The sequence below is a fragment of the Kitasatospora sp. NPDC004289 genome, from assembly GCF_053602875.1.
On the sequence record NZ_JBSGEL010000038.1, the window covers coordinates 1 to 21,582 of the forward strand.

18 protein-coding genes are annotated in these 21,582 nt (G+C 73.8%); 4 read left to right on the forward strand and 14 right to left on the reverse strand.

The genetic code is table 11. The annotated features are described in order from the left end of the window. Positions 1-97: 97 nt before the first annotated feature. Positions 98-328, reverse strand: a complete 231-nt coding sequence (locus ACWEPF_RS24340) for a hypothetical protein (RefSeq protein ID WP_345288592.1) — start codon at positions 326-328, stop codon at positions 98-100. 21 nt (positions 329-349) lie between these two features. Further along, positions 350-2,473, reverse strand: a complete 2,124-nt coding sequence (gene malQ / locus ACWEPF_RS24345) for a 4-alpha-glucanotransferase (RefSeq protein WP_345288591.1) — start codon at positions 2,471-2,473, stop codon at positions 350-352. Positions 2,474-2,876: 403 nt separating this feature from the next. Here malQ and ACWEPF_RS24350 point away from each other — a divergent pair, with 403 nt between their 5' ends. After that, positions 2,877-6,653: a beta-N-acetylglucosaminidase domain-containing protein gene (locus ACWEPF_RS24350; RefSeq protein ID WP_452174147.1), complete on the forward strand. Its 3,777-nt coding sequence runs from the start codon at positions 2,877-2,879 to the stop codon at positions 6,651-6,653. An 84-nt stretch (positions 6,654-6,737) separates the two neighbouring features. On the opposite strand, the gene ACWEPF_RS24355 is transcribed toward ACWEPF_RS24350, so the two are convergent. The 5 genes from ACWEPF_RS24355 to ACWEPF_RS24375 all read right to left on the reverse strand — a co-directional run bounded on the left by ACWEPF_RS24355 (position 6,738) and on the right by ACWEPF_RS24375 (position 12,694). Beyond that, positions 6,738-8,441, reverse strand: coding sequence for an AMP-binding protein (locus ACWEPF_RS24355; RefSeq protein ID WP_452174148.1), 1,704 nt, complete (start codon positions 8,439-8,441; stop codon positions 6,738-6,740). Then, on the reverse strand, positions 8,438-10,312 hold the full coding sequence (locus ACWEPF_RS24360; protein ID WP_452174149.1) for an FAD/NAD(P)-binding protein: 1,875 nt from the start codon (positions 10,310-10,312) through the stop codon (positions 8,438-8,440). The genes ACWEPF_RS24355 and ACWEPF_RS24360 overlap by 4 nt, the downstream gene beginning before the upstream one ends. Beyond that, positions 10,309-11,652: a methylaspartate mutase gene (locus ACWEPF_RS24365; protein WP_449798464.1), complete on the reverse strand. Its 1,344-nt coding sequence runs from the start codon at positions 11,650-11,652 to the stop codon at positions 10,309-10,311. Before ACWEPF_RS24365 ends, ACWEPF_RS24360 begins: the two co-directional genes overlap by 4 nt. Beyond that, positions 11,649-12,131, reverse strand: coding sequence for a cobalamin B12-binding domain-containing protein (locus tag ACWEPF_RS24370; RefSeq protein WP_452174150.1), 483 nt, complete (start codon positions 12,129-12,131; stop codon positions 11,649-11,651). The genes ACWEPF_RS24365 and ACWEPF_RS24370 overlap by 4 nt, the downstream gene beginning before the upstream one ends. Before the next feature lie 146 nt (positions 12,132-12,277). Further along, positions 12,278-12,694: a cupin domain-containing protein gene (locus ACWEPF_RS24375; protein WP_345288584.1), complete on the reverse strand. Its 417-nt coding sequence runs from the start codon at positions 12,692-12,694 to the stop codon at positions 12,278-12,280. Positions 12,695-12,921: 227 nt separating this feature from the next. Between ACWEPF_RS24375 and ACWEPF_RS24380 the strand changes: the two genes are divergently transcribed. Then, positions 12,922-13,845 carry a LysR family transcriptional regulator gene (locus ACWEPF_RS24380; RefSeq protein WP_345288583.1) on the forward strand — a complete coding sequence of 308 codons (924 nt, stop codon included), beginning with the start codon at positions 12,922-12,924 and terminating at the stop codon, positions 13,843-13,845. 118 nt (positions 13,846-13,963) lie between these two features. Here ACWEPF_RS24380 and ACWEPF_RS24385 read toward each other — a convergent pair whose 3' ends face one another. After that, positions 13,964-14,590 carry a pyridoxamine 5'-phosphate oxidase family protein gene (locus ACWEPF_RS24385; RefSeq protein WP_452174151.1) on the reverse strand — a complete coding sequence of 209 codons (627 nt, stop codon included), beginning with the start codon at positions 14,588-14,590 and terminating at the stop codon, positions 13,964-13,966. Between the two features lie 23 nt (positions 14,591-14,613). Further along, positions 14,614-15,990 carry a vanadium-dependent haloperoxidase gene (locus ACWEPF_RS24390; RefSeq protein ID WP_452174152.1) on the reverse strand — a complete coding sequence of 459 codons (1,377 nt, stop codon included), beginning with the start codon at positions 15,988-15,990 and terminating at the stop codon, positions 14,614-14,616. 257 nt (positions 15,991-16,247) lie between these two features. On the opposite strand from ACWEPF_RS24390, the gene ACWEPF_RS24395 reads away from it, so the two are divergent. After that, the gene (locus ACWEPF_RS24395) at positions 16,248-16,712 is read left to right on the forward strand and encodes a cupin domain-containing protein (protein WP_452174153.1); all 465 of its coding nucleotides are present in this window, start codon (positions 16,248-16,250) and stop codon (positions 16,710-16,712) included. A gap of 28 nt (positions 16,713-16,740) precedes the next feature. On the opposite strand, the gene ACWEPF_RS24400 is transcribed toward ACWEPF_RS24395, so the two are convergent. From ACWEPF_RS24400 to ACWEPF_RS24415, 4 genes are all read right to left on the reverse strand, one after another. Further along, positions 16,741-17,940: an NAD(P)/FAD-dependent oxidoreductase gene (locus ACWEPF_RS24400; RefSeq protein ID WP_452174154.1), complete on the reverse strand. Its 1,200-nt coding sequence runs from the start codon at positions 17,938-17,940 to the stop codon at positions 16,741-16,743. Further along, complete coding sequence (locus ACWEPF_RS24405; protein WP_449798462.1) at positions 17,937-18,143, reverse strand: ferredoxin; 207 nt, start codon at positions 18,141-18,143, stop codon at positions 17,937-17,939. The genes ACWEPF_RS24400 and ACWEPF_RS24405 overlap by 4 nt, the downstream gene beginning before the upstream one ends. Positions 18,144-18,162: 19 nt before the next feature. Then, on the reverse strand, positions 18,163-19,086 hold the full coding sequence (locus ACWEPF_RS24410) for a pyridoxamine 5'-phosphate oxidase family protein (protein WP_345288577.1): 924 nt from the start codon (positions 19,084-19,086) through the stop codon (positions 18,163-18,165). A 63-nt stretch (positions 19,087-19,149) separates the two neighbouring features. Further along, a complete protein-coding gene (locus tag ACWEPF_RS24415) occupies positions 19,150-19,605 on the reverse strand; it encodes a VOC family protein (RefSeq protein ID WP_380149096.1) in 456 nt (151 codons plus the stop codon). 159 nt (positions 19,606-19,764) lie between these two features. Between ACWEPF_RS24415 and ACWEPF_RS24420 the strand changes: the two genes are divergently transcribed. Continuing rightward, positions 19,765-20,334, forward strand: a complete 570-nt coding sequence (locus tag ACWEPF_RS24420) for a CGNR zinc finger domain-containing protein (RefSeq protein WP_452174155.1) — start codon at positions 19,765-19,767, stop codon at positions 20,332-20,334. A 267-nt stretch (positions 20,335-20,601) separates the two neighbouring features. Here the strand turns inward: ACWEPF_RS24420 and ACWEPF_RS24425 are convergent, their stop codons facing one another. Then, positions 20,602-21,174, reverse strand: a complete 573-nt coding sequence (locus ACWEPF_RS24425; protein WP_345288575.1) for an HNH endonuclease — start codon at positions 21,172-21,174, stop codon at positions 20,602-20,604. Positions 21,175-21,582 lie beyond the last annotated feature (408 nt).

The window sequence follows — 21,582 nt, forward strand, 5'->3', positions numbered from 1 at the left end:
TGGCCGGCGGGACGAAGGAGCCGCAGTTGGTGCCGGTGGCCAGGCAGCGGAGCGCCCGGGCGGCGGCCCTTTCGGTTGGTGCGGGTGGCGGGTCGGGTTACTTCTTGCCCTTGCCCAGGGACGGGATCATCACCAGGCCGGCGATGATCGCGAAGGCGACCAGCGGGGCGGCCACGAACAGGCCGAGGGTCTGGGCCACGGAGATGCCGGAACCCGGGTCGTCGCCGTCGTCCCGGGTCAGCGCCAGGGCGGCGGGCGACGTCAGCAGCATCATCAGCGTCGCCGTGGCGGTGACCGCACCGGCTCGCAAAGCGTTCCTCTTGTCCACGTTTCCCAAGGTACCGGCCGCTTATCGGGCACCGCTCGCCGGGGTGCGCCTTCCGAGCGCCTCCACCAGCCGGGCGGCGGAGTCCGAGGCCGCCAGCTGCTCCAGGGTGACGGGGCGTCCGCTCCGGTCGGCCACCGGCAGCCGCCAGTTCGGGTACTGGTCCCAGGTGCCGGGCAGGTTCTGCGGGCGCGGGTCCCCCACCAGGTCGGGCAGCCAGACCCCGACCAGCTCGGCCGGGGTGGCCAGCAGGAAGGCGTAGAGGGCCTCGGGGGTCGGCTCCGCCCCCTCGGCCAGCAGGCCGAGCCGGGTCAGTTCGGCCTGCCAGTCGGCCAGTTCGGCGGCCGCCTCGGCCTGCTCCTCGGCCAGCGGGCGGCCCAGCAGGCCGAGCCGGTGGCGCAGCTCCACGTGCTCGCCGGAGAGCCGGGCCGCCGTGCTCGGCAGGTCGTGGGTGGTCAGGGTGGCCAGGCAGGCGGCCCGCCAGCGCTCGGGCGGCAGGATCGCCCCGTCCGCCCGCCAGTCCCGCTCGAACCAGAGCACCGAGGTGCCCAGCACCCCACGGGCCGTCAACTCCTCGCGCACCCCGGGCTCCACCGTGCCCAGGTCCTCGCCGATCACGTACGTGCCGGCCCGGTGCGCCTCCAGGGCCAGCACCCCGAGCATCGCCTCCGCGTCGTAGCGAACGTACGCGCCCTGGGTCGGCGGCAGCCCCTCCGGCACCCACCAGAGCCGGAACAGCCCCATCACGTGGTCGATCCGCACCGCCCCCGCGTGCCGCACCGCCGCCCGCAGCAGCTCCGCGTACGGGGCGTACCCGGCGGCGGCCAGCGCGTCCGGGCGCCAGGGCGGCAGGCCCCAGTCCTGGCCGTGGGCGTTGAAGGCGTCCGGCGGGGCGCCGACCGAGATGCCGGCCGCCAGCACGTCCTGCAGCACCCAGGCGTCCGCGCCGTCCGGGTGCACGCCGACCGCCAGGTCGTGCACCAGGCCGACGGGCATGCCCGCCTCCTCGGCGACCCGCTGGGCCTCGCCGAGCTGGTGGTCCGTCAACCAGGCCAGCCAGCGGTGGAACTCGACCCGCTCCGCCAGGTCCTGGGCGGCCTTGGTGACGTGCGGGCTGTCCGGGTGGCGCAGGCCCTTCGGCCAGTGGTGCCAGTCGTCGCCGTGCACCTCGGCCAGCGCGCACCAGAGCGCGTACCGCTCCAGCCAGCTGCCCTCGCGCGCCGCGTAGGCCCGGTAGGCGGCCTCGCGGCCGGGGCCCCGGGGGACGCGGTGCAGCAGTTCGAGGGCCTCCAGCTTGACGGCGCGCACCGCGTCGCGGTCCACCAGGCCGTCGTGGGCCAGCACCTCCTGGCTCAACCGCCTTCCCCGCTCCCCGAGTTCGGCGAGCTGCCGGTGGTCGGCGTACGGGTACTCGGGGACCGCCTCGATCCGCAGGTGCACCGGATCGGTGAAGCGGCGGGAGGACGGGCGGTACGGGGACGGGTCGGAGGGGGCACCGGGAAGGGCGGCGTGCAGCGGGTTGAGCTGGACGAAGCCGGCCCCGAGGGCGTGGCCGGACCAGGCGGCGAGCTCGGCCAGATCGCCCAGGTCGCCCATGCCCCAGGACCGTTCGGACAGCACCGAGTAGAGCTGGGCCAGGAAGCCCCAGGACCGGCGGCCGATCTCCGGCAGCCGCTGCGGGGCCACGATCAGCGGGGTGGAGTCCGCCCGGCCGTCGGTGGTGCGGACGGTCAGGCGGTGGCGGCCCAGCGGCAGGTCGGCGGGCAGCCAGTGCGAGCGGGACGGCGCGAGCGTCCAGGTGCCGCCGCTCTCCAGCTCCACCGAGAGGCGGGCGCCGGCCGGGACGTCCAGCGCGGTGCGGCGGCCGGCCCGGACCACCACGCACGGCGGGAGGACGCGGGCGGCGAGGTCGGCGCGGTGGCGCTCGAGCGCCGCGCGGACGGCGGCCGGGGTGGAGGCGTCCACGCCGAGGGCGGCCAGGACGGCGACCAGGGTGTGCGGCGCGACCGGCACCGGGCCGGCGCCGACGTCGTACGTGGTGTCCACTCCGTGCGCGTGCGCCAGGGCGGCCAACTCCGGTGAGGGCGGCGGCTCCTGGGCCGGGGCCTGCTGCGGGTCGGCGGCGTCACGGTCGAGATAAGCGGCCACTTCAGGGCTCCTGCGCTCGGTGTAACCGTACGGACACCCCCAGTCCTACCCGTGCCCGCCCCGCCCGACCCGACCCGACACGCCGCCCGCCCCGTGAGCCGCCCGGAGGGCGGCCAGGGGCGCGGGGAACTGCGCGAAGCGGAAGGCGGACCAGCGTGAGGTCGGGGCAGGCGAGCCAGTTGCCCGTGCTGCCGTTCCCCCGCGCGCCCACGCGGCGGAGCCGCACATCAGCAGAGCCTCGCGCCCCCGGGGTGACCACCGCCCGCGGCGCGGTCGGTGTGGGCGGACGGACATTGCCGCATAGCGGACATAGTGGGCGCGGGCGTTGACAGTGTTTCGGCTTGCTGATGGGCTGTGCCGCCGGGGGCACGTGGACTGGGGCGATGTGGGCGAGGAGGGTCCTGTGCAGGCTCGGGTGTCGGTGGCCGCCGGGAGGCTGCTGCGGCAGCAGATCGAGCAGAGTGCGGCCCTCCGTGACGTGCTGTACCACCCGGCCGCCCTGGCGGCCCGCCGGGCCACGGCGCGGACGGCCCGTCAGCTGGCGCCGCGCGCCGCGGACCGCCTGATCGCCGATCTCAAGGGGACCGCACCGCTGTTGGCCTCCGTCCGGGCCGAGCGGCGGCACCGCCCGGGCCCGCGGCGGGCGACGCTGCAGCTGGCCGCGACGCTGTCGGCGGCGGCCGTGGTGGGCGGGCTGCTGGTGGCCGCGCCGGGCACGGCGTACGCGGAGCCCTCCCCCGGACGGCCCGTCAGCACGGCGGAGCGCACCCCCCTGGGTTCGCTGGCGGATCCTCAGCTCTTCCCGCAGCCGCAGCAGTTGACCTCCGGCGGGCAGCCGGTGGCCGTTCCCGCGACGGTGCAGTTGGTGGCGGCGGAGAAGGCGGACGGCCCGGCGGTCGACCTGCTGAGGTCCCTGCTCACCTCGGCCGGGGCGACCGAGATCACCCCGCTGCCCGGGCCGCCGGAGCACCCGGCGCCCGGGAGCCTGACGGTGTACGTGGGCGGCCCGGCCGAGCTGGCCGGCGGCGCGGCCGACCGGGCGCTGCGAGAGCTGGCGCAGGCGGCCGGGCGCAAGGACGCCGAGGCGCTCTCCTTCGACGGACTGCCCGCCGGGGGCTACCTGCTGGCGGCGGGTCAGGTGCCGGGCGAGGGCGGCCCGCACGGCACCGTGGTGTTGGCCGGGGTGGACGCGGACGGGACGTACCACGCGGCGCAGAGCCTTCGTCAGCTGCTGGCCCCGGCGGCGGACGGCAGGGGCTTCGCGTTCCCGGGCGTGACGGTGCGGGACTGGCCCTCGGGCGCGCCGGTGCGCGGTCTGGCGGAGTCCTTCCACGGCACCCCGTGGAGCACCGACCAGCGGATCGCGCAGCTGGAGTTCCTCGGCCGGACCAAGCAGAACTTCTACCTCTACGCGCCGGGCGCCGACCGCTACCGGCTCTCCCGCTGGCGCGACCCGTACCCGGAGGCGGAGGCCGAGGACCTGCGCCGGCTGGCCGAGGCGGCCCGGCAGAACCACGTGACGCTGGGGTACTCGATCGATCCGGGCCAGTCCTTCTGCTACAGCTCGGGCCGGGACGTGGACGCGCTGCTGGCCAAGCTGGACGGGCTGCGCAGGCTGGGCTTCGGGGCCTTCCAGCTGGAGTTCCTGGACGTCTCCTTCGACGAGTGGCACTGCGGCACCGACCGGCGCGGCTTCGGCACCGGCCCGGAGGCCGCCGCCAAGGCGCAGGCCGCGCTGGTCGGCAAGGTCCGGGAGCGGTTGACCAAGGGGAAGCTGCCGCTGACGGTGGTGCCGACGGACTACCAGAAGGCGGCCGTCTCGCCGTACCGCAAGGCGCTGGCCGCCGCGCTGCCCGCCGACGTCCAGGTGGCCTGGAGCGGCGGTGCGGTGATCCCGGCGAAGATCTCGGCGGCCGCCACCGCGGAGGCGGCCCGGGCGGCCGGGCGGCCGCTGGTCACGCTGGACGGCTACCCGGCCAACGACTCGGCGCCGGAGCGGCTCTACCTGGGCGCGTACCAGGGCCGGGAGGCCGGGGTGGCGACCGGTTCGGCCGCGCTGCTGACCGCCGCGATGGAGCAGCCGGTGGCCTCGCAGGTGCCGCTGGCCACCGCCGCCGACTTCGGCTGGAACCCGGCCGGCTACCGGCCCGCCGACTCCTGGCGGGCCGCGCTGCGCCCGCTGGCCGGCTCGGCACAGGGCCTGGCGGCGCTCACCGCGCTGGCCGGGCACAGCTCCTCCTCGGTGCTGGCCAAGGGCGAGTCGGGCTACCTGACCCCGCTGGCCGAGCGGTTCTGGGCGGCCCTGGAGCCGACCGGCGGGGCCGCGCCGGACCGGGCGAAGCTGGCCGAGGCGGCGGCCCCGCTGCGGGACGCCTTCGCCACCATGGCCGGGGCCCGGCAGGCGCTGGCCACCGAGCAGGTCGGGGTGGAGGCGGACCCGTGGCTGGCCGAACTGGCCGGGTACGGGCGGGCCGGGCTGGCCGCGGTGGACATGCTGCTGGCCCAGCGCGGCGGGGACGGCTCGGCGGCCTGGCAGCAGCGGGTCGCGCTGCGCGGCGAGCGGGAGCGGCTCGGCCAGGGCGGCGCCACGGTCGGTGCCGGGGTGCTGGATCCGTTCCTGGACCGGGCGGTCCGGGCCGCCGACAGCTGGTCGGGGGTGAGTGCCGGGCCGGTCTCGCCGACCACCACCCTGGGCACCGCGCACGACCACCGGCCCTCGCTGATGACCGACGACTCGGCCGACACCTTCTACTGGACCGCCTCCCCGCCGCAGACCGGCGACACCATCGGCCTGGACCTCGGGCCGGGCCGCCCGCTGGGCAGCGTCACGGTGCTGATGGGCAGTTGGGGGCAGGGGCCGGACGCCCGCAGCGCGGCCGGCGACTTCCTGCGCGAGGGCGTGCTGGAGTACAGCACCGGCGAGGGCGGCTGGCGGCCGCTGGCCGATCTGAACGGCCGTCAGGACCTCACCGTGGCCGTCCCGCCCGGAGTGGTGGCCAAGGCCGTCCGGCTGCGTGCCACCTCGGGGCAGAAGACCGCCGTGGCGGTGCGCGAGTTCAGCGTGGCCGCGCCCGGCGAGACCCCGGCCACGGTGACCGGCGGCCCGGTGGCCGAGCCCGGCTCCTCGGCCGCGGCGGTCCTGGACGGGAACCCGGACACCGCCTACCGGGCGGCCACCGCCCCGGCCGCCGGGGACGCCCCGCTCACCGTGGAGCTGGGCGCGGCCCGTCCGCTGGACCGGGTCACCGTGCTGACCGACCCGACGGTGAAGGCCTCCGGCACCGTGGAGCTCGGGCTGCCGGACGGCACCTGGGTGCCGGCCGGGCCGGTCCGCCCCGGCTGGAACGAACTGTCCGCCGGCGGGCGGCAGGTGACGTCCATCCGGCTCAGCTGGGCGCCGGGCGGCGAGCCGCCGGTGGTCAACCAGATCGTGCCCTGGTACCAGGACACCCCGGCCGCCCGGCTCTCGCTCTCCGTTCCGGTGCTGGACGTGGTGGCCGGCGCCGCCGCCCCGGCGCAGACCAACACGGTGGTCGAGTCCGGCCGCCCGGACGGGGTGACCGGCCGCCTCACCGCCGAGGTGCCGGTCGTGGCCCAGGGCCTGACGGTGGCTCCGGTGCCCGAGCTGGCGGTGCCGCGCGGCGGCCGGATCGCCGCCCCGCTGCAGGTGACGGCGGCGGCCGGGACGCCCACCGGGACGTACGAGGTGCCGGTGGTCTTCGCGGCCCAGGGCATGACGGTGCGCCAGACCCTGCGGGTGCGGGTGGTGCCGCCGACCGGCGGGCCCGACCTGGCGCCGCGCGCGACGGCCTCCGCCTCGGGCGCCGACTCCGCGAAGACGCCCGCCTCGGCGGTCAACGACGGGGATCCGCGGACCAGGTGGTCCGCCCCGGCGAAGGACGACGCCTGGGTGCAGCTGGAGCTGCCGGAGCCGGTCCGGCTGGGCTCGGCGGTGCTGACCTGGGAGGCCGCGTACGCCTCCGCGTACCGGCTGGAGGCCTCGGCGGACGGGGCCTCGTGGACCACGGTGGCCACCGTGGCGGACGGCCGGGGCGGCACCGAGACGGTGCGCTTCGACGCCCCGGGCACCCGGTACCTGCGGGTGCAGGGCGTCACCCGGGCCACCAAGTACGGGTACGCGCTCACCTCCGTGCAGCTGTACGGCGTCACCGGACCGTGAACGGAAACGGAGCCGCGCCGCCCCCGGGTTCTCAGGGGTCGGCGCGGCTCCGTGACGGTGCGCGGTGGGGCGCGGTGCGGGGCCTCAGTTGGCCACCGCCAGTGCGGCCAGCAGGTGCTCCTCGTGGCCGAGGGTCTGCAGGGTGCGGAGCTCGGCGCGGCGGATCTTGCCGGAGATGGTGGTCGGCATCCCGGTGACGAACTCCAGGACCTTGACCCACTTCTCGGCCGGCAGCTCGGCCCGGACCCGCTCGAAGAGCAGCTCGGCTGCGTCCTCGCGCTCGGTCCACTCGGGGGCGAGCAGCACGAAGGCCTTGGGGATCCACATGCCGACCGGGTCCGGCACCGGCACCACGGCGGCCTGCTCGACGGCCGGGTGGCCCAGCAGTACCCGCTCCAGCTCCAGCGGGGAGATCCGGTAGTCGAAGGACTTGAACATGTCGTCGTCGCGGCCGACGTAGCTCAGCTCGCCGTCCACGCCCAGGCGGACCAGGTCACCGGTGTGGTAGTAGCCGCCGGCGAAGGCCGCCTCGGTCTTCTTCTGGTCGCCGGCGTAGCCGACCATGATGCCGGTCGGACGGACCGTCAGGTCCAGGCAGAGCTCGCCGACGCCGCCGGGGGCGACCGGGCGGCCGGTCTTCGGGTCCACCACCACCGGGCGGTAGCCGGGGAGCGGGCGGCCCATCACGCCGGCCTGCGGGCGGCGGCCGGGGGTGTGGCCGATCTGGCCGGTGGTCTCGGTCTGGCCGTAGCCGTCCCGGACGTAGACGCCCCAGGTCTCCTCGACCGTGTTGATCAGGGTGGCCTCCAGCGGCTCCCCGGCGCAGGTCGCCTCGCGGAGGGTGGCGGGGGCCTCGCCGAGGCCCTCGGCCAGCAGGCCGCGCCAGACGGTCGGCGGGGCGCAGAAGGTGGTGATGCCCTGCTCCCGCAGGGTGGTCAGGACGGCGGTCGGGGTGGAGAGGGCGGAGTCCAGGACCACGATGGTGGCCTCGGCGTTGAAGGGGACGAAGAAGGAGCTCCAGGCGTGCTTGGCCCAGCCGGGGGCCGAGATGTTCAGGTGGACGTCGCCGGGGCGGACCCCGTTCCAGTACATCCCGGAGAGGTGGCCGACCGGGTAGCTGGTGTGGGTGTGCAGCACCATCTTGGGGCGGGAGGTGGTGCCGGAGGTGAAGTAGACGAACAGCGGGTCGTCGCCGCGGGTGGCGCCCTGCGGGTCGAAGGCCTCGGGGGCGGTCTCGGAGTCCGCGTAGTTGGCCCAACCCTCGACCCGGGCACCGGTGTTGATCCGGGTCCAGCCGCCCGGCAGGTCGGCGAAGCGCTCGACCAGCGAGTCCTCGGTGAGCACGTGGCGCACCTTGGCGCGGTCCAGCCGGTCGGCCAGGTCGTCGGTGGTGGCGGTGGCGTAGGTGGGGACCACCACCGCGCCCAGCTTGATCGCGGCGAGCATGGTCTCGTAGAGCGGGAGGCGGTTGTGCAGGGCCATCAGGAGCCGGTCACCGCGCCGCACGCCCAGCGAGCGGAGCCAGTTGGCGACCTGGTCGGAGCGGCGGGAGAGCTCGGCGTAGCTGACCTCGCGGGCCGGGCCCTCGCCCAGCAGGCGGAGGGCGGTGCGGTCCCCGCCCTCGGCGGCGATCACGTCGAACCAGTCCAGCGCCCAGTTGAACTGCGGGAGTTGGGGCCACTGGAACTGCTCGCGGGCGGTGTCCAGGTCGTGCGCGTTGTCCAGCAGGACGTTGCGGGCGGCGCGGAAGGCGGCGGTGGCGTTGGGGTTGCGGCCGGCGGTGTTCACGCGGCTCCTCCGGCGGTGACGGTGGCGGACTGGCGGACGGTGGTGGTGACGGCGAGGTCGAGCATGGCGGCGGCGATCGAGTCGGCGTCGCGGCGGAACAGGGTGTTCAGGCCCGGCTTGCCGCTGCCGACCTGGGTGAACCAGCGGGTGTGCTCGGTCGGGATGCCCAGGGCGTAGAGGTCGCAGCGGATCCGGCCGCCGGCGTCGATCACCCGGAACGGGGCCTCGGTGACGTTCAGGCCGCCGGTGGCGTGGCTCGCGCCGGTCGCCGGGTCGGTCATCACGTACTCGCCGATCAGGCCGTCGGCCAGCAGCGAGGTGGTCAGCGGGGAGGTGTCCTTGTGCAGGTCCGGGGTGGGGATGCGGGCGTCGACCAGCACCTCGGCGTGGTGCACCGAGCCGGCCACCTGCGGGGAGGAGATCCGGAACTTCCCGGCCGTCTCGTCGGCCTCGAACTCGGTGGCGGGGCCCGCCACCTCGACCACGCCGGCCTCGATCAGCGCCACCAGCTGCTCCACCCGCTCGATCGGAGGTCCGGCGGAGAGCAGGGAGTTGACGGGGAGGAACTTCTTCTGGAACTCCTCCACGTAGGAGTCGGGCTGGAGGCCGCCGTAGTCGACCGCCTCGCGCACCACGTTGCGGATGTCGCGGAGGACGTCGAGGGCGGACTTGAGCGGACCGTCCGCGTTGCCGAGCTGGGCCGCATCGAGGTCCTCCCGCATGATGGTCAGCAGTTCGGCGCGGAAGTCCTCCGGGCCGGCGTACTCCTTGCCGCGGAACGGACGGGCCAGCGCGTCCAGGTCGAGCGGGGCCAGCGGGGCGCCGCCGGAGCGGGCCTGGGAGTCGGCGCGGACCGCCTCCACCTCCTGCATCAGCAGCGGGAGGACGTCCTCGTCGAAGCGCAGGCGTCCGCTGCCGCCGGCCTCGATCCGCCGCTTGCGGGCGTCGGCCACCGCGGCCGAGGTGAGGAAGCGCGGCTTGTGGCTGTGGTTCGGGTTCTTCTGGTTGCGGCCGCGGGCCGGGATCGGCAGGCCGCTGCGCGAGCCGGTGACGATCTTCGGCTCCAGGCCGCTGGCCAGGTAGCGCAGGGTGCCGTCCGCGTCGGTGGCGAAGGTGCCGCCGCGGCCGACGGTCAGGCTGAGCATCACGTCGTAGAAGGAGAGGCCGAGGCCGCGGATCGCGACGGTGGAGCCGGGGCGGACGGTCTGCTGGTCCAGCGCCATGTCGGCGGCGGAGTCACCGGCCAGGTAGGCGGTGCCCGGGTGGCGGTCGGCGAAGGCGAACATGCCGCGCTCGAAGGCGTCCGCCTTGTTGGTCGGGTGGCCGGTGGCGAGCAGGAGCTGGTCGACCTCCACCAGGTAGGGGGCGGCGTCCAGTTCGAGCACGTAGCCGCCCTCGGCGGCCGGCGAGGCCTGGGTGACCCGGGCCTTGACGGACACTAACTCGACCCGTTCCGGGAGGTTCTCGACGATCGAGCGGTAGACGGCCTGCTGGTACTGGCCGTAGCGCTGCCGGGAGGCGTAGTCGTCCGGGCCCAGCAGCGGCTCGCCGTGGGTTCTGGCCCGCTCGGCGATCCACTGGCCCAGCGAGGGACCGGCGCCGGGGCGGGCCGGGCCGCCGTCCGGGTCACCGGAGTACATCGTGACCTGGCCGACCACCGTGTTCATCGTGAACCAGTCGTCCTGGTCCGTGCGCCACACCCGCCCCGAGCCGACCTCCACCGCGTCGATCAGGTGGATGCGGACCTGACGGCCGCTCAGTTCGCCGTCGTTCAGCCGGGCGGCCAGGCGCTCCAGGACCGAGAGGCCGCGCGGGCCGGAGCCGATGATGCCGAGGGAGAGCGGGGCCTGGGAGGTGCGGTCGGTGGTCACTTGGCGTCCTTGGCGATCGAGGTGGTCGAGGTGAGGGTGGGGCGGCTGTACTCGGTCTCCAGGGCGGCGAGGTCGAAGCCGCGCTGCACGTGGGAGAGCATCCCGAGGAAGTCGTCGGCGCCGAGCCGGGCGGAGCCGGCGGGCTTGGTCGCCGCGATCGGCATGCGGCCGGTGGAGAGCCACTGGAGCCGGCCGTCGCCGTCGATGAAGCTGCGGGCCCGCTGGGCGTTGTCGGCGTGCAGGCAGAAGGGGACGTCCAGGTAGCCCTTCTCGAAGGCCTTGCGCAGCGCCTGGCCGATGTCGGGGTCGAGCTCCAGGACGGCCTCGACCAGCAGGCGGGCCTCGGCGTAGACCGGGTTGTCGGTGATCGAGCCGGGCTGCGGGAGGACGCCCTCCGAGGCCCGGGCCGCCTCGCCCAGGGCGAGGATGTTGTCGGCGACGGTGGGGATGCGGTGGGCCTCGGCCGGGGTCTTGACGATCAGGCGCTCGGCGCCGGTGGTGCGGGCCAGCGTGGCGCTGCCGCGGAGGAGTTCGAGGGCACCGGCCTCGGTGCGGGGGAAGACGCCCATGTAGGAGTAGAGGACGACGTGCCACTGGGTGTCGCCGAGGTACTGGCCGGCCAGGTGGCGCAGCGCCGCGATGGCGTCCACGTCCTGGTCGAAGCTGGTGCCCTGGGCGTAGCTGAGCGAGATGGAGGTCAGGCCGCGCTGGCGGAAGAACATGCCCTCCAGGGCGGAGATCGCCACCAGCAGGCTGGGCGGGCAGAGCTGGCCGAGCATGCAGCCGCCGAAGCTCTCCAGGTGGGCGCCCTGCACCCGCTCGGCGAGCATCTCGCAGCTGGCGGCCCAGGCGTCCACCGCCTGGGCGAGCGGGGTGCGGGAGTAGGGGAGGCAGTAGGAGACCGGGCCGCCCTCGGTGGCGTCCAGACCGGCGTCCAGCAGGGCCTGCACGATGCCGAGCGGCAGCGGGGAGCCGTGCCGGACCTGGATCGCGAAGTCCGGGGCACCGATGTTCGCCAGCATCTCGCGGGTGACGTCGGCGCCGTGCGCCACGATCGGGAAGCCGTTGAGGTCCGAGCCCTCGCGCAGGGCCTTGCGGGCGGAGTCGTGGTCGCCGACCCGGGTGTAGCTGTCGAGGGTGATGGTGCCCACCGTGGTGGCGTCGGCGGCGGCGACCGCCTGGAGCCCGCCGAGCATCACCGGGACGCTGGGCATGCCCATCCGGGGCTGGACGACCAGCCGGCCGGCGGCCGCGGCGGCGGCGACGGTGTCGCCGAAGGGGGCGGTGGACAGCAGGCGGCGGACGCCGCCCGCGGGGATGGTGGTGGCCAGGGCGCTCATGCCGCTCCTCCGACGATCGCAACGGGCTTGGGGGTCTCCAGGTAGCGGCGGAAGTCCGCCACGCCCTCTCCGTCCTCGAACACCGCGGTGAAGCCCGCGGCCATCAACTCGGCGCCGTAGCCGCCGCCTTCACCACCGCGGATGCCGAGCTTGCCGCCGATCACGACCGGCAGGTCGGCCAGGTCGGACTCGTCGCGCAGCCGGCCGATCATCCGGCGGCCGTCCAGGAAGCCGTGGCCGTTGACGCTGCTCACCACGACCATGTCGGGGTTGTGGCGGCGGCACTCGGAGATCAGCAGCTCGTCCGGGACGCAGGCGCCGATGTTGACGACCTCGTGGCCCATCTCCTCCAGCAGGAGCTGCAGGAAGACGAGGTTCCAGGTGTGGGAGTCGGAGGAGACACTGGAGACCAGGACCCGGCGGCCGCTGCGCTGGCGCTGGGCCGGCAGGTGCGCCCCGGTCGGGGTAAGCGATGACATGGGCTTCTCTCTGACGTTCTGCTGGGTGGGGTGCGGGGAGGCCGCTGAACTGCTGTCAGCCGGCGGGTGCGTCACGGGAGTTGCGGTGGGGCGGCCGGGGTGGCCGGCCCGCGGGGGGTCCCCGCCGGGCCGGCCGGCCGGGCCGGTCAGGAGGTCAGCGCGGCGGCGACCGGCCGGATCGGGTGCTGCGGGGTGCGCGGCGAGGCCGGGCGGGTGCGGATCGCCAGCACCGTGCAGCCGGAGGCGCTGGACATCTGGTGCTGGGTGCCCGGGCCCTCGACGATCAGGTCGCCCTTCACGTACGAGTCGCCGTCGCTGTGGTCCAGCTGGCCGTCCAGGACGAGCATCAGTTCGTAGCCGAGGTGCTCGTGGAAGTCGCCGTGCGCGGTGGGCGGGAAGCGGAGCAGCAGGCCCACCGACTCCTCGCCGGTCTCCGCGTTCGGGGCCCACAGGACGTGGTGCTCGACGCCCGCGCGGCCCGGCTCGGCCCAGGTCGTCCACTCGATGTCGGTGAGGTCGAAACCGCTGCGGAAGACATTCTGGATGAACTCGATCTCAGCCATGGGAATCCCCTTCTCGGATTTATCTGGATTGTGGCCGGGGCTTTTCTTTTTCCCGTTCCCCTTGCCTGTAATAAATGTATGGCCCGGGGAGACCCCTGGCCCCCCGGCCTTCCCGATGGGGAGGCAAGCGAGAAGCCGATGGCACGTGACACAGTCAGATCTTGTCGCTGTGGGGGCGGTGTGCACTCGCGCAGGATGAGGGGAACTCGATAGCGAGAGGAGGCGCAGTGGACATAGCCATGTACCAGCTGCGGACTTTCTGGGAAGTCTCGCGCCTGCAGAGCATCACCAAGGCGGGCCGCAAGCTCGGCTACTCGCAGTCCACCATCACCGCGCACGTCCGGGTGCTGGAGGCCCAGGTGGGCACCCCGCTGTTCCAGCGGCTGCCGCACGGGGTCAGGCTCACCGAGGCCGGCCAGATCTTCCACGGGTACGCCGCCCGGATGCTCTCGGCGGTGGACGAGCTGTCGGCCGCCCTCGCCGAGAACGGCGAGGTCACCGGCCAGGTGTCGGTCGGTGCGACCGGGTCTCTGGTGGACCGCGAGGTGTCCCGGCTGATCTGGGAGGCCCGCTACCGGTACCCGCGGGTGACCGTCTCCCCGCTCAGCATGCTCTCCACCCGGATCCCGGAGGAGGTCGCGGCCGGCCGCCTCGACCTCGGCCTGATGATGACCAGCACCGCCGAGCCCTCCGAGCCGCCGCCGGCCGGCGTGGTCCGGGAGCGGCTGCACGAGCTGGACCTGGTCTGCATCGGCTCGCTGGGCCTGCCGAGCGCCGAGGGCGATCCGGTCGGCCGCCTGCGGGAGGCGCGCATCCTCCAGGTGGACCACGGCTGCCCGTCCCAGGAGCAGGTGCAGACGGCCCTGCAGGACCAGTACGGCTTCACCCTGGAGGTGATGTCGGCCGGCTCGGTGGGCAGCGCCCTCGGGCTGATGCGCAGCGGTCCGTTCATCGCGGTGCTCCCCGAGCAGTCGGTGGCCCGCGAGGTGGAGCTCGGCTCGGTGGTGCTCCAGGAGCAGCTGCCGCGGATGCGGCGGGCGGTCTGGATGCTCTGGCGCGACCAGGCCTGGCAGCCGGCCGCGATGGTGGCCCTGCTGGAGCTGGCGCGGCGGGTCGGGCAGCTCACCGGGGAGCCCGTGGGCTCCGCCTGACGACCCGTACGGGCCGTACGCCCCGCGCGTCTCCCCACGCACGTCGAACGGCCGGAAGCCCTCGTAGCGTCGCTACGAGGGCTTCCGGCCGTGGGCCCGGGCCGGTCCTGGCGGACCGTCAGGCGGTGCCCAGCAGCTGGGCCTTGAGCCGGGCGTTCTCCCGCTCCAGCTCCTCGAGACGGGTGGTCAGCGGTTCGACCGCCGTCTCGATCTCCTCCTTGGTGAACCGCGGCGTGATGTGCTGGCTGCAGTTCCAGTCGAAGGCCTCGACCTCGATCACCATGACCCGCTCGGGCACGCCCGAGTACTCCTTGTCGCGGACCGCCTCGATCAGGGCGCGGTCCTCGTTGACGTCCACCGCCCGGGCCCGGCCGTAGACCTTCAGCCGGGCGCGGTGCGGGTAGTCGACCAGGAAGAGCGAGACCCGGCTGTCGTGGTCCAGGTTCCCGGTGGTGATGTACTGCTTGTTGCCCCGGTAGTCGGCGAAGGCGATGTGGCGCTCGTCCAGCACCTTGACGAAGCCCTTGGGCCCGCCCCGGTGCTGGACGTACGGCCAGCCCGTCGCGCTGGCGCTGGCCAGGTAGAAGCTGTCGCGCTCCTGGATGAACCAGGCCTCGTCCGGACCCAGCTGGTCCGCACCCTTCGCCCCGGCGGCCATCCGCTCGTAGCTGCGCGCGCTCCCGTGCGCCTGCTGATGGCGCTTGGTCTCCGTGGTGAAGGCGATCTGTGCGTACCGGCTGGTCACGGCATTACTCCTCGTCAGGTGGGTTACAGGACGTTCTTGTTGACCTCGGCCGCCACCTTGTAGCCCATCTCCAGGGCGGCCTGGTTGTCCCAGCGGAAGTGCACGCCGGCGTAGAGGCGGCTGTTGGCCTTCTCCTGGGCGGCCTGGGTGAAGCTGTTGAAGTGGCGGACCACGCCGACCGCGTTCGGGTCGTCGGTGCCGCTGCTGAACGGGATGTTGTCGCAGCCGAAGTAGTTCTTCATCGCGCCGGCCCAGGCCGCCACGATGCCGGAGTGGCCCGAGACGTAGGTCGGGAACGGCGGGGAGAAGTGCACGCCCTGCGGGGTCATCGAGAGCGGACGCCAGTTCGGGTCGGCCGTGGTCAGCGGGTTGTTGTCGGTGTCGGCGAAGTTGATCGCGGACTCCGGGCGCCACAGGTCGTTCTCGGTGTCGAACTTGGAGTCCCAGATCGCGATCGCGGCGTCGGCCATCGCGACCGAGATCATCGCGAACAGGCGGGCGCTGGCGGCGGAGTCGACCCAGGGGTGCTGCTGCTGGTAGACGGCCATCGACTGGACGTACTGGTGGCCGATCGGCTTGTAGGTGCCGTTGACGTCGTTGGCCCAGTAGCGCGCCTGCTCGGTCTGGTCGGCCGTGCGCTCGGTCGAGGTGGCACCACCGAGGCGGCGGACCTCGTCCACGCCGGCCGCGTACTCCGGGCTGGCGATGAAGGCCGGGATGGTGGTGTAGCCGAACGGCAGGCTGGTCGGGCGGAACTGGCTGCCGGAGAGCAGGCCGAAGGGCTTGACCTTGCCCCAGTTCGGCGAGTGCGGGACCGGGGCGCTGCCCGGGGTGGGCCGCCAGTAGCCGGGCGAGTTGTTGACCACGTAGGGGGTGTTGTCGTCCGCGCCGTCGCCGACCCGGTCGGTGATGATGCCGTTGGCGGCGGCGTTGCCGATGGCTATGCCGCGGTTGATGTTGATCGCGTTGGTCGGGCGGCGCAGCGAGACGGCGGTGTTCAGCTCGTCGTCGAAGTTGATCGCCGGGAAGGCGGCCTTCAGCGCGCTGTAGGCGGCCTGGTCGATGGCGGCCTCCATCGAGCCGTTGTAGCCGCGGCTGTTCGGGACCAGGGTGCGGTACGGGCGGCCGATCTGCTGGATCGAGTTGACGGCGTCGTAGATGGCGAGGTTCATCATCGCGCCGCCGCGGCCCAGCGGGCCGGGGGTGCCACCGGTGGTCCGGAAGGCGTCCATCAGGACGTTGTTCCAGTAGATGACGTGGTCGGTGCGGTGGACGGCCGACGTCTCGGCGTCCTCCACAGCGTTGGCGCTCTGCGGGACGAGCGAGACCAGACCGCCGATGGCCAGGACCGAACAGGCGGCCTTGAGCACGGAACGGCGAGTCCTCGTGGTGCGGTTCATCTGGGCGGTTCCTTTTCGCTAGGAGGCTTGCGAGAAGGAATCTAGGGCCTGCCGACAGGTTTAGACAGAGTTTTCCCGAGAATCAGCCATCGGCATTTCCGATACCGGGACGGACCGTCGATCCTGGGAATTCCCCGGAACCTGACATATGCATACGATAAACCTTGATGTGTCTTCGGCAAATCGCCTAGCGTCCCTGCCGTCGGAAATACCTCCGACCGACTCCCCCGCACGTTATACCCCCTGGAGATATGGACGTGAACAGCACGCGTACTCGTCGTGGCCGTCGCACTGTGGTCGCCGCCGCTCTGGTCGCCGGTCTGCTCGGCGCCGGTGGCGTCGCCTCCGCCAGCCCGGGCCACCTGATCACCGCGAAGACCACCGCCGAGGGCAAGTTCGTGAAGCCCCAGAACGTCAAGGTCAAGAACGTCAGCCGGGTCATCGAGCAGACCCTCACGATCCAGCCCGGTGGCGACACCGGCTGGCACGTGCACCCGGGCATCGTCTTCCTGACGGTCGTCAAGGGCACCATCACCCGCCGCAGCGCGGACTGCAAGGTCGAGACCTTCCCGGCCGGCAGCTCGTTCATCAAGCAGGGCGACATCCCCCTGAACGGCGTCAACCTGGGCACCGAGCCGATCGAGCTCCACCTCACCTACGTCCTGCCCGAGGGCACCCCGCTCCGCTACGAGCGCGAGGCGCCGAAGTACTGCAAGTTCTGACCGTAGGTCAGCCTGCTCGGTGCGGTGGTCAGCGCACCGCACCGAGCAGCACCTCCTCCAACTCCCGCCGGTAGCCGGCCAACCGGCCGACCCGGTTGACGGTCAGCGCGCCGACCAGCGCGCCGGCCCGGTGGTACGAGACCTCCAACCGCCGCCCCGGAAGGTCGTGTTCGACCACCCGGACCTCGTCGGCGAAGGCCGGCAGGCCGACCGAGCGGACCTTCACCCCGTGCAGGTCCGACCAGAACGACGGCACTCCCGTGAACGGCTCCGGCGCTCCGGGGTGCAGCAGGGTGTGCGCGGCCGCGGCCGCCTGCTCCACCGCGTTGGTCCAGTGCCCGAGCGCCACCCGCGCGCCGCCGGCCAAGGGGTGCGGCCAGCGCACCACGTCGCCCGCCGCCACCGCGCCGGGCAGCACCGAGCCGTCCGCCCGCAGCACCCGCAGCGCGGCGTCACAGCCGACCCCGCCGTCCAGGGCCAGGCCGGCCCCCTCCAGCCACCCGGTGTTCGGCACCGCCCCGAGCGCCAGCACCGCCGCGTCCAGCGCGAGTTCGGTGCCGTCGGAGAGCACCGCCCCGGTCAGCCGGGCGCCGCCGCGGAAGGCCGTCACGGTGACGCCGGTGCGCAGGTCGATCCCCGACTCCCGGTGCAGCGCGGCCAGGTAGCCGCCCGCCTCGGCGCCGACCGCCCGGGCCAGCGGCTGCTCCGCGGCCTCCACCACGGTGACCTCCAGCCCGCGGGAGCGGGCGGTGGCCGCGATCTCGCCGCCGAGGAACCCGGCCCCGACCACCAGCAGCCTGCGCCCCGGCCGGAGTTCGGCCCGCAGGGCGAGGGCGTCGTCGCGGCCGCGCAGGGTGTGCACGCCCTGCGGCACCGGGCCGTCCCAGCCCCGGGCCGCCGAACCGGTGGCGACCACCAGGCCGTCCCAGCCCAGCTCCTGACCGTCCGCCAGCTTCACGGTGCGGCCGTCCGGGTCCAGCGCCACGGCCGGAGTGCCGAGCAGCCACTCGGCGCCGAGCCCCTCCGGGACGGGCAGGGCGGTGGCGTCCGCCGGATCCTCCGAGGCCAACTGCTGCTTGGAGAGCGGCGGCCGGTCGTACGGCGGGTGCGGCTCGGCGCCCACCAGGGTCAGCGCGCCGTCGTAGCCGCCGGCCCGCAGCGCCTCGGCGGCCCGCAGGCCGCCCAGCGAGGCGCCGACCACCAGCACGCGTCCCAGGCCGCCGCTCACCGGTCCGCGCCTCCCGCCGCGGCGGTGGCGATGGCGCGGACCGGGCAGACGGCGGCGGCCTTCTCCACCTTGTCGCGCAGCCCGTCCGCGGGCTCGGCCTGGTAGACCAGGTAGTCGTCCTCGTCGAAGGAGAACACCTCGGGCGCGGCGTAGACGCACTGCCCGTGGCTCTCGCACAGGTCCATGTCGACGGTGATCCGCATGTCCGTACTCCTCTGAGGGTCAGCTGACGGGGGTGACGGGAGGGTTGAAGCGGGAGGCCTCCGGGGCGCTCCAGCGCAGCGGGGCCGCGTCCAGGACCTCCCGGACGGCGGTGACGTCGAACTCCACCAGGCGCTGGGCACCGGGGACTTCGGCGATCAGCTCGGGGTCCCAGACGGTGCGGGCGGTGCCGGTGAGGTGGAGGGAGGAGCCGGACTCCCAGCCGGGGACGAGGATCCCGGCGGCCGGGTTGAGTTCGAGGTTGCCCAGGGTCAGGAACATCGCGTTCCCCACGTAGTCCGGCCAGCGCAGCCGGGTGGGCGAGAGCACCCGGAGGAACCCGGGGCTGCCTCCCCGGTGGGAGGCGTCGGCGTCACCGCCGTCCGAGGCGGTGGCCACGAAGAAGGTGTCCGCCTCCCGGATCCGCCGCTGCTGGTCCTCGGTCAGCTCCGCCGAGTCGAGCGCGCGGGGCCGGCGGCCGGCGGCCTCCTCGACGGGGAGCGGGCGGTGGTCGCGCTTCTGGATGTACTTGGGGCAGTTGGCGATGACCTGGTCGAGGTCGACCCGCAGGCCGTCGCCGTCCGGGACGGAGCGGCCGTTGATCCGCATCCGGCGCCGGGTGGCGGGCTCGATGGCGATCATGCCGATCCGGGCCGGGCCGGCCAGCGTCGCGGCCAGCGGGTCCTGCGGCCCCGGACGGGCGGCGACGGTCAGCGTCCGCTCGTCCGGGGCCCGGAGGAACCCGGGGGTCCCGCTCACCTGGGTGGCCCAGATCCGGCCGTCGCGGTCGGCGCCGCCGATCACGACCATCGGCTGGCCGGTGAGGAACTCCGCGGCCACGGGCGGGATGACCGTGCCGATCCCGCCGAGGGAGAACCCGGCCTGCCGGCTGAGCTCCGCCCGGTCCTGAACGGCGAGTTCCCCACGGTGGTAGGCGGTCGTCACGGTCTCTGTCCTTCCGGTCGGATCGGCGGGATCGGTACGGCGTGGTCGGTACGGCGGGGCGGCCTAGAAGAAGCCGCAGGTCGGGGCACCGGTGGTGGGGGCCTCCTGGCCCTCGGCACCGGACGGGCTGTAGATCTCCAGGCGGATGCCGTCGGGGTCGGTGAAGAAGATGCCGCCGGAGGAGGCGCCCTCACCGTGCGGGACCACGCCGTCGTAGGCGAACTCCGCACCCAGGTCGCGCAGCACGGCCTCGGCGTCCTTGACCTCGTCGACCGTCTCCACCTGGAAGGACAGGTGGTGCAGGCCGGCCGAAGCGGTCGGGAAGGCCACGGCGCTCTGCTGCCAGAGGGTGACCTGCAGCTTGCCGTCGCGGCCGAGGAAGGCGAACCGGCGGTCCGTCTCCTTGCCCTCGCCGAGCACCTCGAAGTCGAAGACCTTCCCGTAGAAGTTCATCGAGCGGTCCAGATCGGTGACGTTCAGGCCCACGTGGCCGGTCTGCAGCGACTTGAAGTTACCCATGGTGATCACGTGCCTTCATAGAGGTGGCCCGGATACGTTCCCGAACCGCTGAAAGCGACTTTAGTGGTTAGATTCCGGGGCAGCAAACCGACTAACTTCCGTTTACCGGTTAGTATTGCTAGTCTTTCGCTTTTCACCGCGCACGTGAGGAGGAGCCCGATGGCCCCGTCGACCACGGCCGACCCGCGCCCCCTGGCCGGCGAACCGCTCTCCATCGATCTGCTGAACACCCGCTGGAAGCCCCAGTCCGGGCCGCGGGACCTGCTCGACAGCACCGAGGGCCTGGCCGCCTGGCTCGACTTCCCGACGGCCCGTCAGGCCTTCGGCGCCACCGCCCCCGAGGCCACCCCCGAGGCCCTGGAACGGCTGCGGCAGGCCCGCGACGCGATCGCGGCGGCGGTGCGCACGCCCGAGGACCCGGCCGCCCGCGCCGCCCTCAACGAGGTCCTGTCCCACGGCCGGGTCCGCCACCTGCTCACCGACCACGGCCCCGCCACCGCCGTGGAGACCGACTCCCCGGAGTGGCTGCCCGCCTGGACGGCGGCCGAGGACTACCTGCGCCTGCTCGGCGACCGACCGGAGCGGATCCGCCCCTGCGCCAACCACGACTGCGTGCTGCACTTCTACGACGTCTCGAAGAACGGCACCCGCCGCTGGTGCTCGATGTCCGTCTGCGGGAACCGGGCCAAGGCCTCCCGGCACTACGCCCGGCACGGCAGCGACTCCTGAGCGTCCCGGTGGGTCGGGGGTCATGCCGAAGACGCTAGGGAGCGCCGCTCCGGGCCTGCCAATCCCGGCCCGATACTCCGTCAGGTCCGGTCACCCGCGCGGACGACGGCCTCCCCCGGACGGCCCCGGACGTACGGCGGGCCGCCGCACCGCCCGCGCTGCGGGTGGAGCGGCGGCCCATGAGGCGTACCGAGGGGCGGCCCTGTCGTCGGTCGTGGCGGCGTCGTCGGAGCTGTCGGTGCTGTCGGTGGTGTCGGTGGCGGAAGGTCAGGCGGAGAGCGGCTCGGGCTCGCCGCGCGGGCGGCTATGGTCGTGGTGCTCGTACTCGCGGAACTGCTCGGTGGCCCCGTACGGCTCCAGGTAGGGCCGCCACCGCGGGTCCTTGATGCCGGTGCCGATGATCCGCCAGGCCAGGCCGGTGGGCGGGGCGGGCGGACGCTTCATCCGCCAGCCGAGCTCGGTCAGGTGACGGTCGGCCTTGGTGTGGTTGCAGCGGCGGCAGGCCGCCACCACGTTGTCCCACCGGTGCTGGCCGCCCCGGCTGCGCGGGATGACGTGGTCGACGCTGGTGGCGGCGGCCCCGCAGTAGACGCAGCGACCGTGGTCGCGGGCGAACAGGGCCCGGCGGGTGAGCGGGACCGGGCCGCAGAAGGGGACCCGGACGAAGCGGGTCAGACGGACGACGGACGGCGCCGGAACGGCGCTGGTGGCGCTGTGCAGAGTGATCCCGGAATCCTCCAGGCAGACCGCCTTGTGGTTGAGGACCAGGATGAGAGCGCGTCGCATCGAGACCACACCCAGCGGTTCGTACGACGCGTTGAGGACCAGGACATGCGGCACGGAGGCCTCCTTGGACGCCTGCGGCGCGTGGCTCGCGCCGGGACGAGCGGTCGACCGCGGGCGGGTGCCCCGCCGCGATCTCCACAAGTGTCGCCTCACGCCGTCGTGGGGCGCCACCACTCCTGCGAAACGGATCCGATGTGGATTCCGTCATACCCGGTATGCCCATCCACCTCCCGCATCCCACCCCACGACCAGCCCCTCGGCGTAAGAGCCGGGCATCGGAGGGCGCGACCCGGGGCGCTGCCGGTGGTGCGGCCGGGGGCGCGGGGAACTGCGCGAGGCGGAAGTCACGGACCCGTGTGCCGGGTACGGAGTTCCACTTGCAGGTGAGCGACCGCACCCGGCACACGGTCCAGGCCTTCCGCCTCGCGCAGTTCCCCGCGCCCCCGGGGTAACCACCACGCG

Coding starts and splice junctions, on each gene's coding strand:
- ACWEPF_RS24365 (WP_449798464.1), bottom strand. CDS start 11,652: ATGAGCGCCCTGGCCACCACCATCCCCGCGGGCGGCGTCCGCCGCCTG.
- ACWEPF_RS24370 (WP_452174150.1), bottom strand. CDS start 12,131: ATGTCATCGCTTACCCCGACCGGGGCGCACCTGCCGGCCCAGCGCCAG.
- ACWEPF_RS24375 (WP_345288584.1), bottom strand. CDS start 12,694: ATGGCTGAGATCGAGTTCATCCAGAATGTCTTCCGCAGCGGTTTCGAC.
- ACWEPF_RS24390 (WP_452174152.1), bottom strand. CDS start 15,990: ATGAACCGCACCACGAGGACTCGCCGTTCCGTGCTCAAGGCCGCCTGT.
- ACWEPF_RS24405 (WP_449798462.1), bottom strand. CDS start 18,143: ATGCGGATCACCGTCGACATGGACCTGTGCGAGAGCCACGGGCAGTGC.
- ACWEPF_RS24415 (WP_380149096.1), bottom strand. CDS start 19,605: ATGGGTAACTTCAAGTCGCTGCAGACCGGCCACGTGGGCCTGAACGTC.
- ACWEPF_RS24420 (WP_452174155.1), top strand. CDS start 19,765: ATGGCCCCGTCGACCACGGCCGACCCGCGCCCCCTGGCCGGCGAACCG.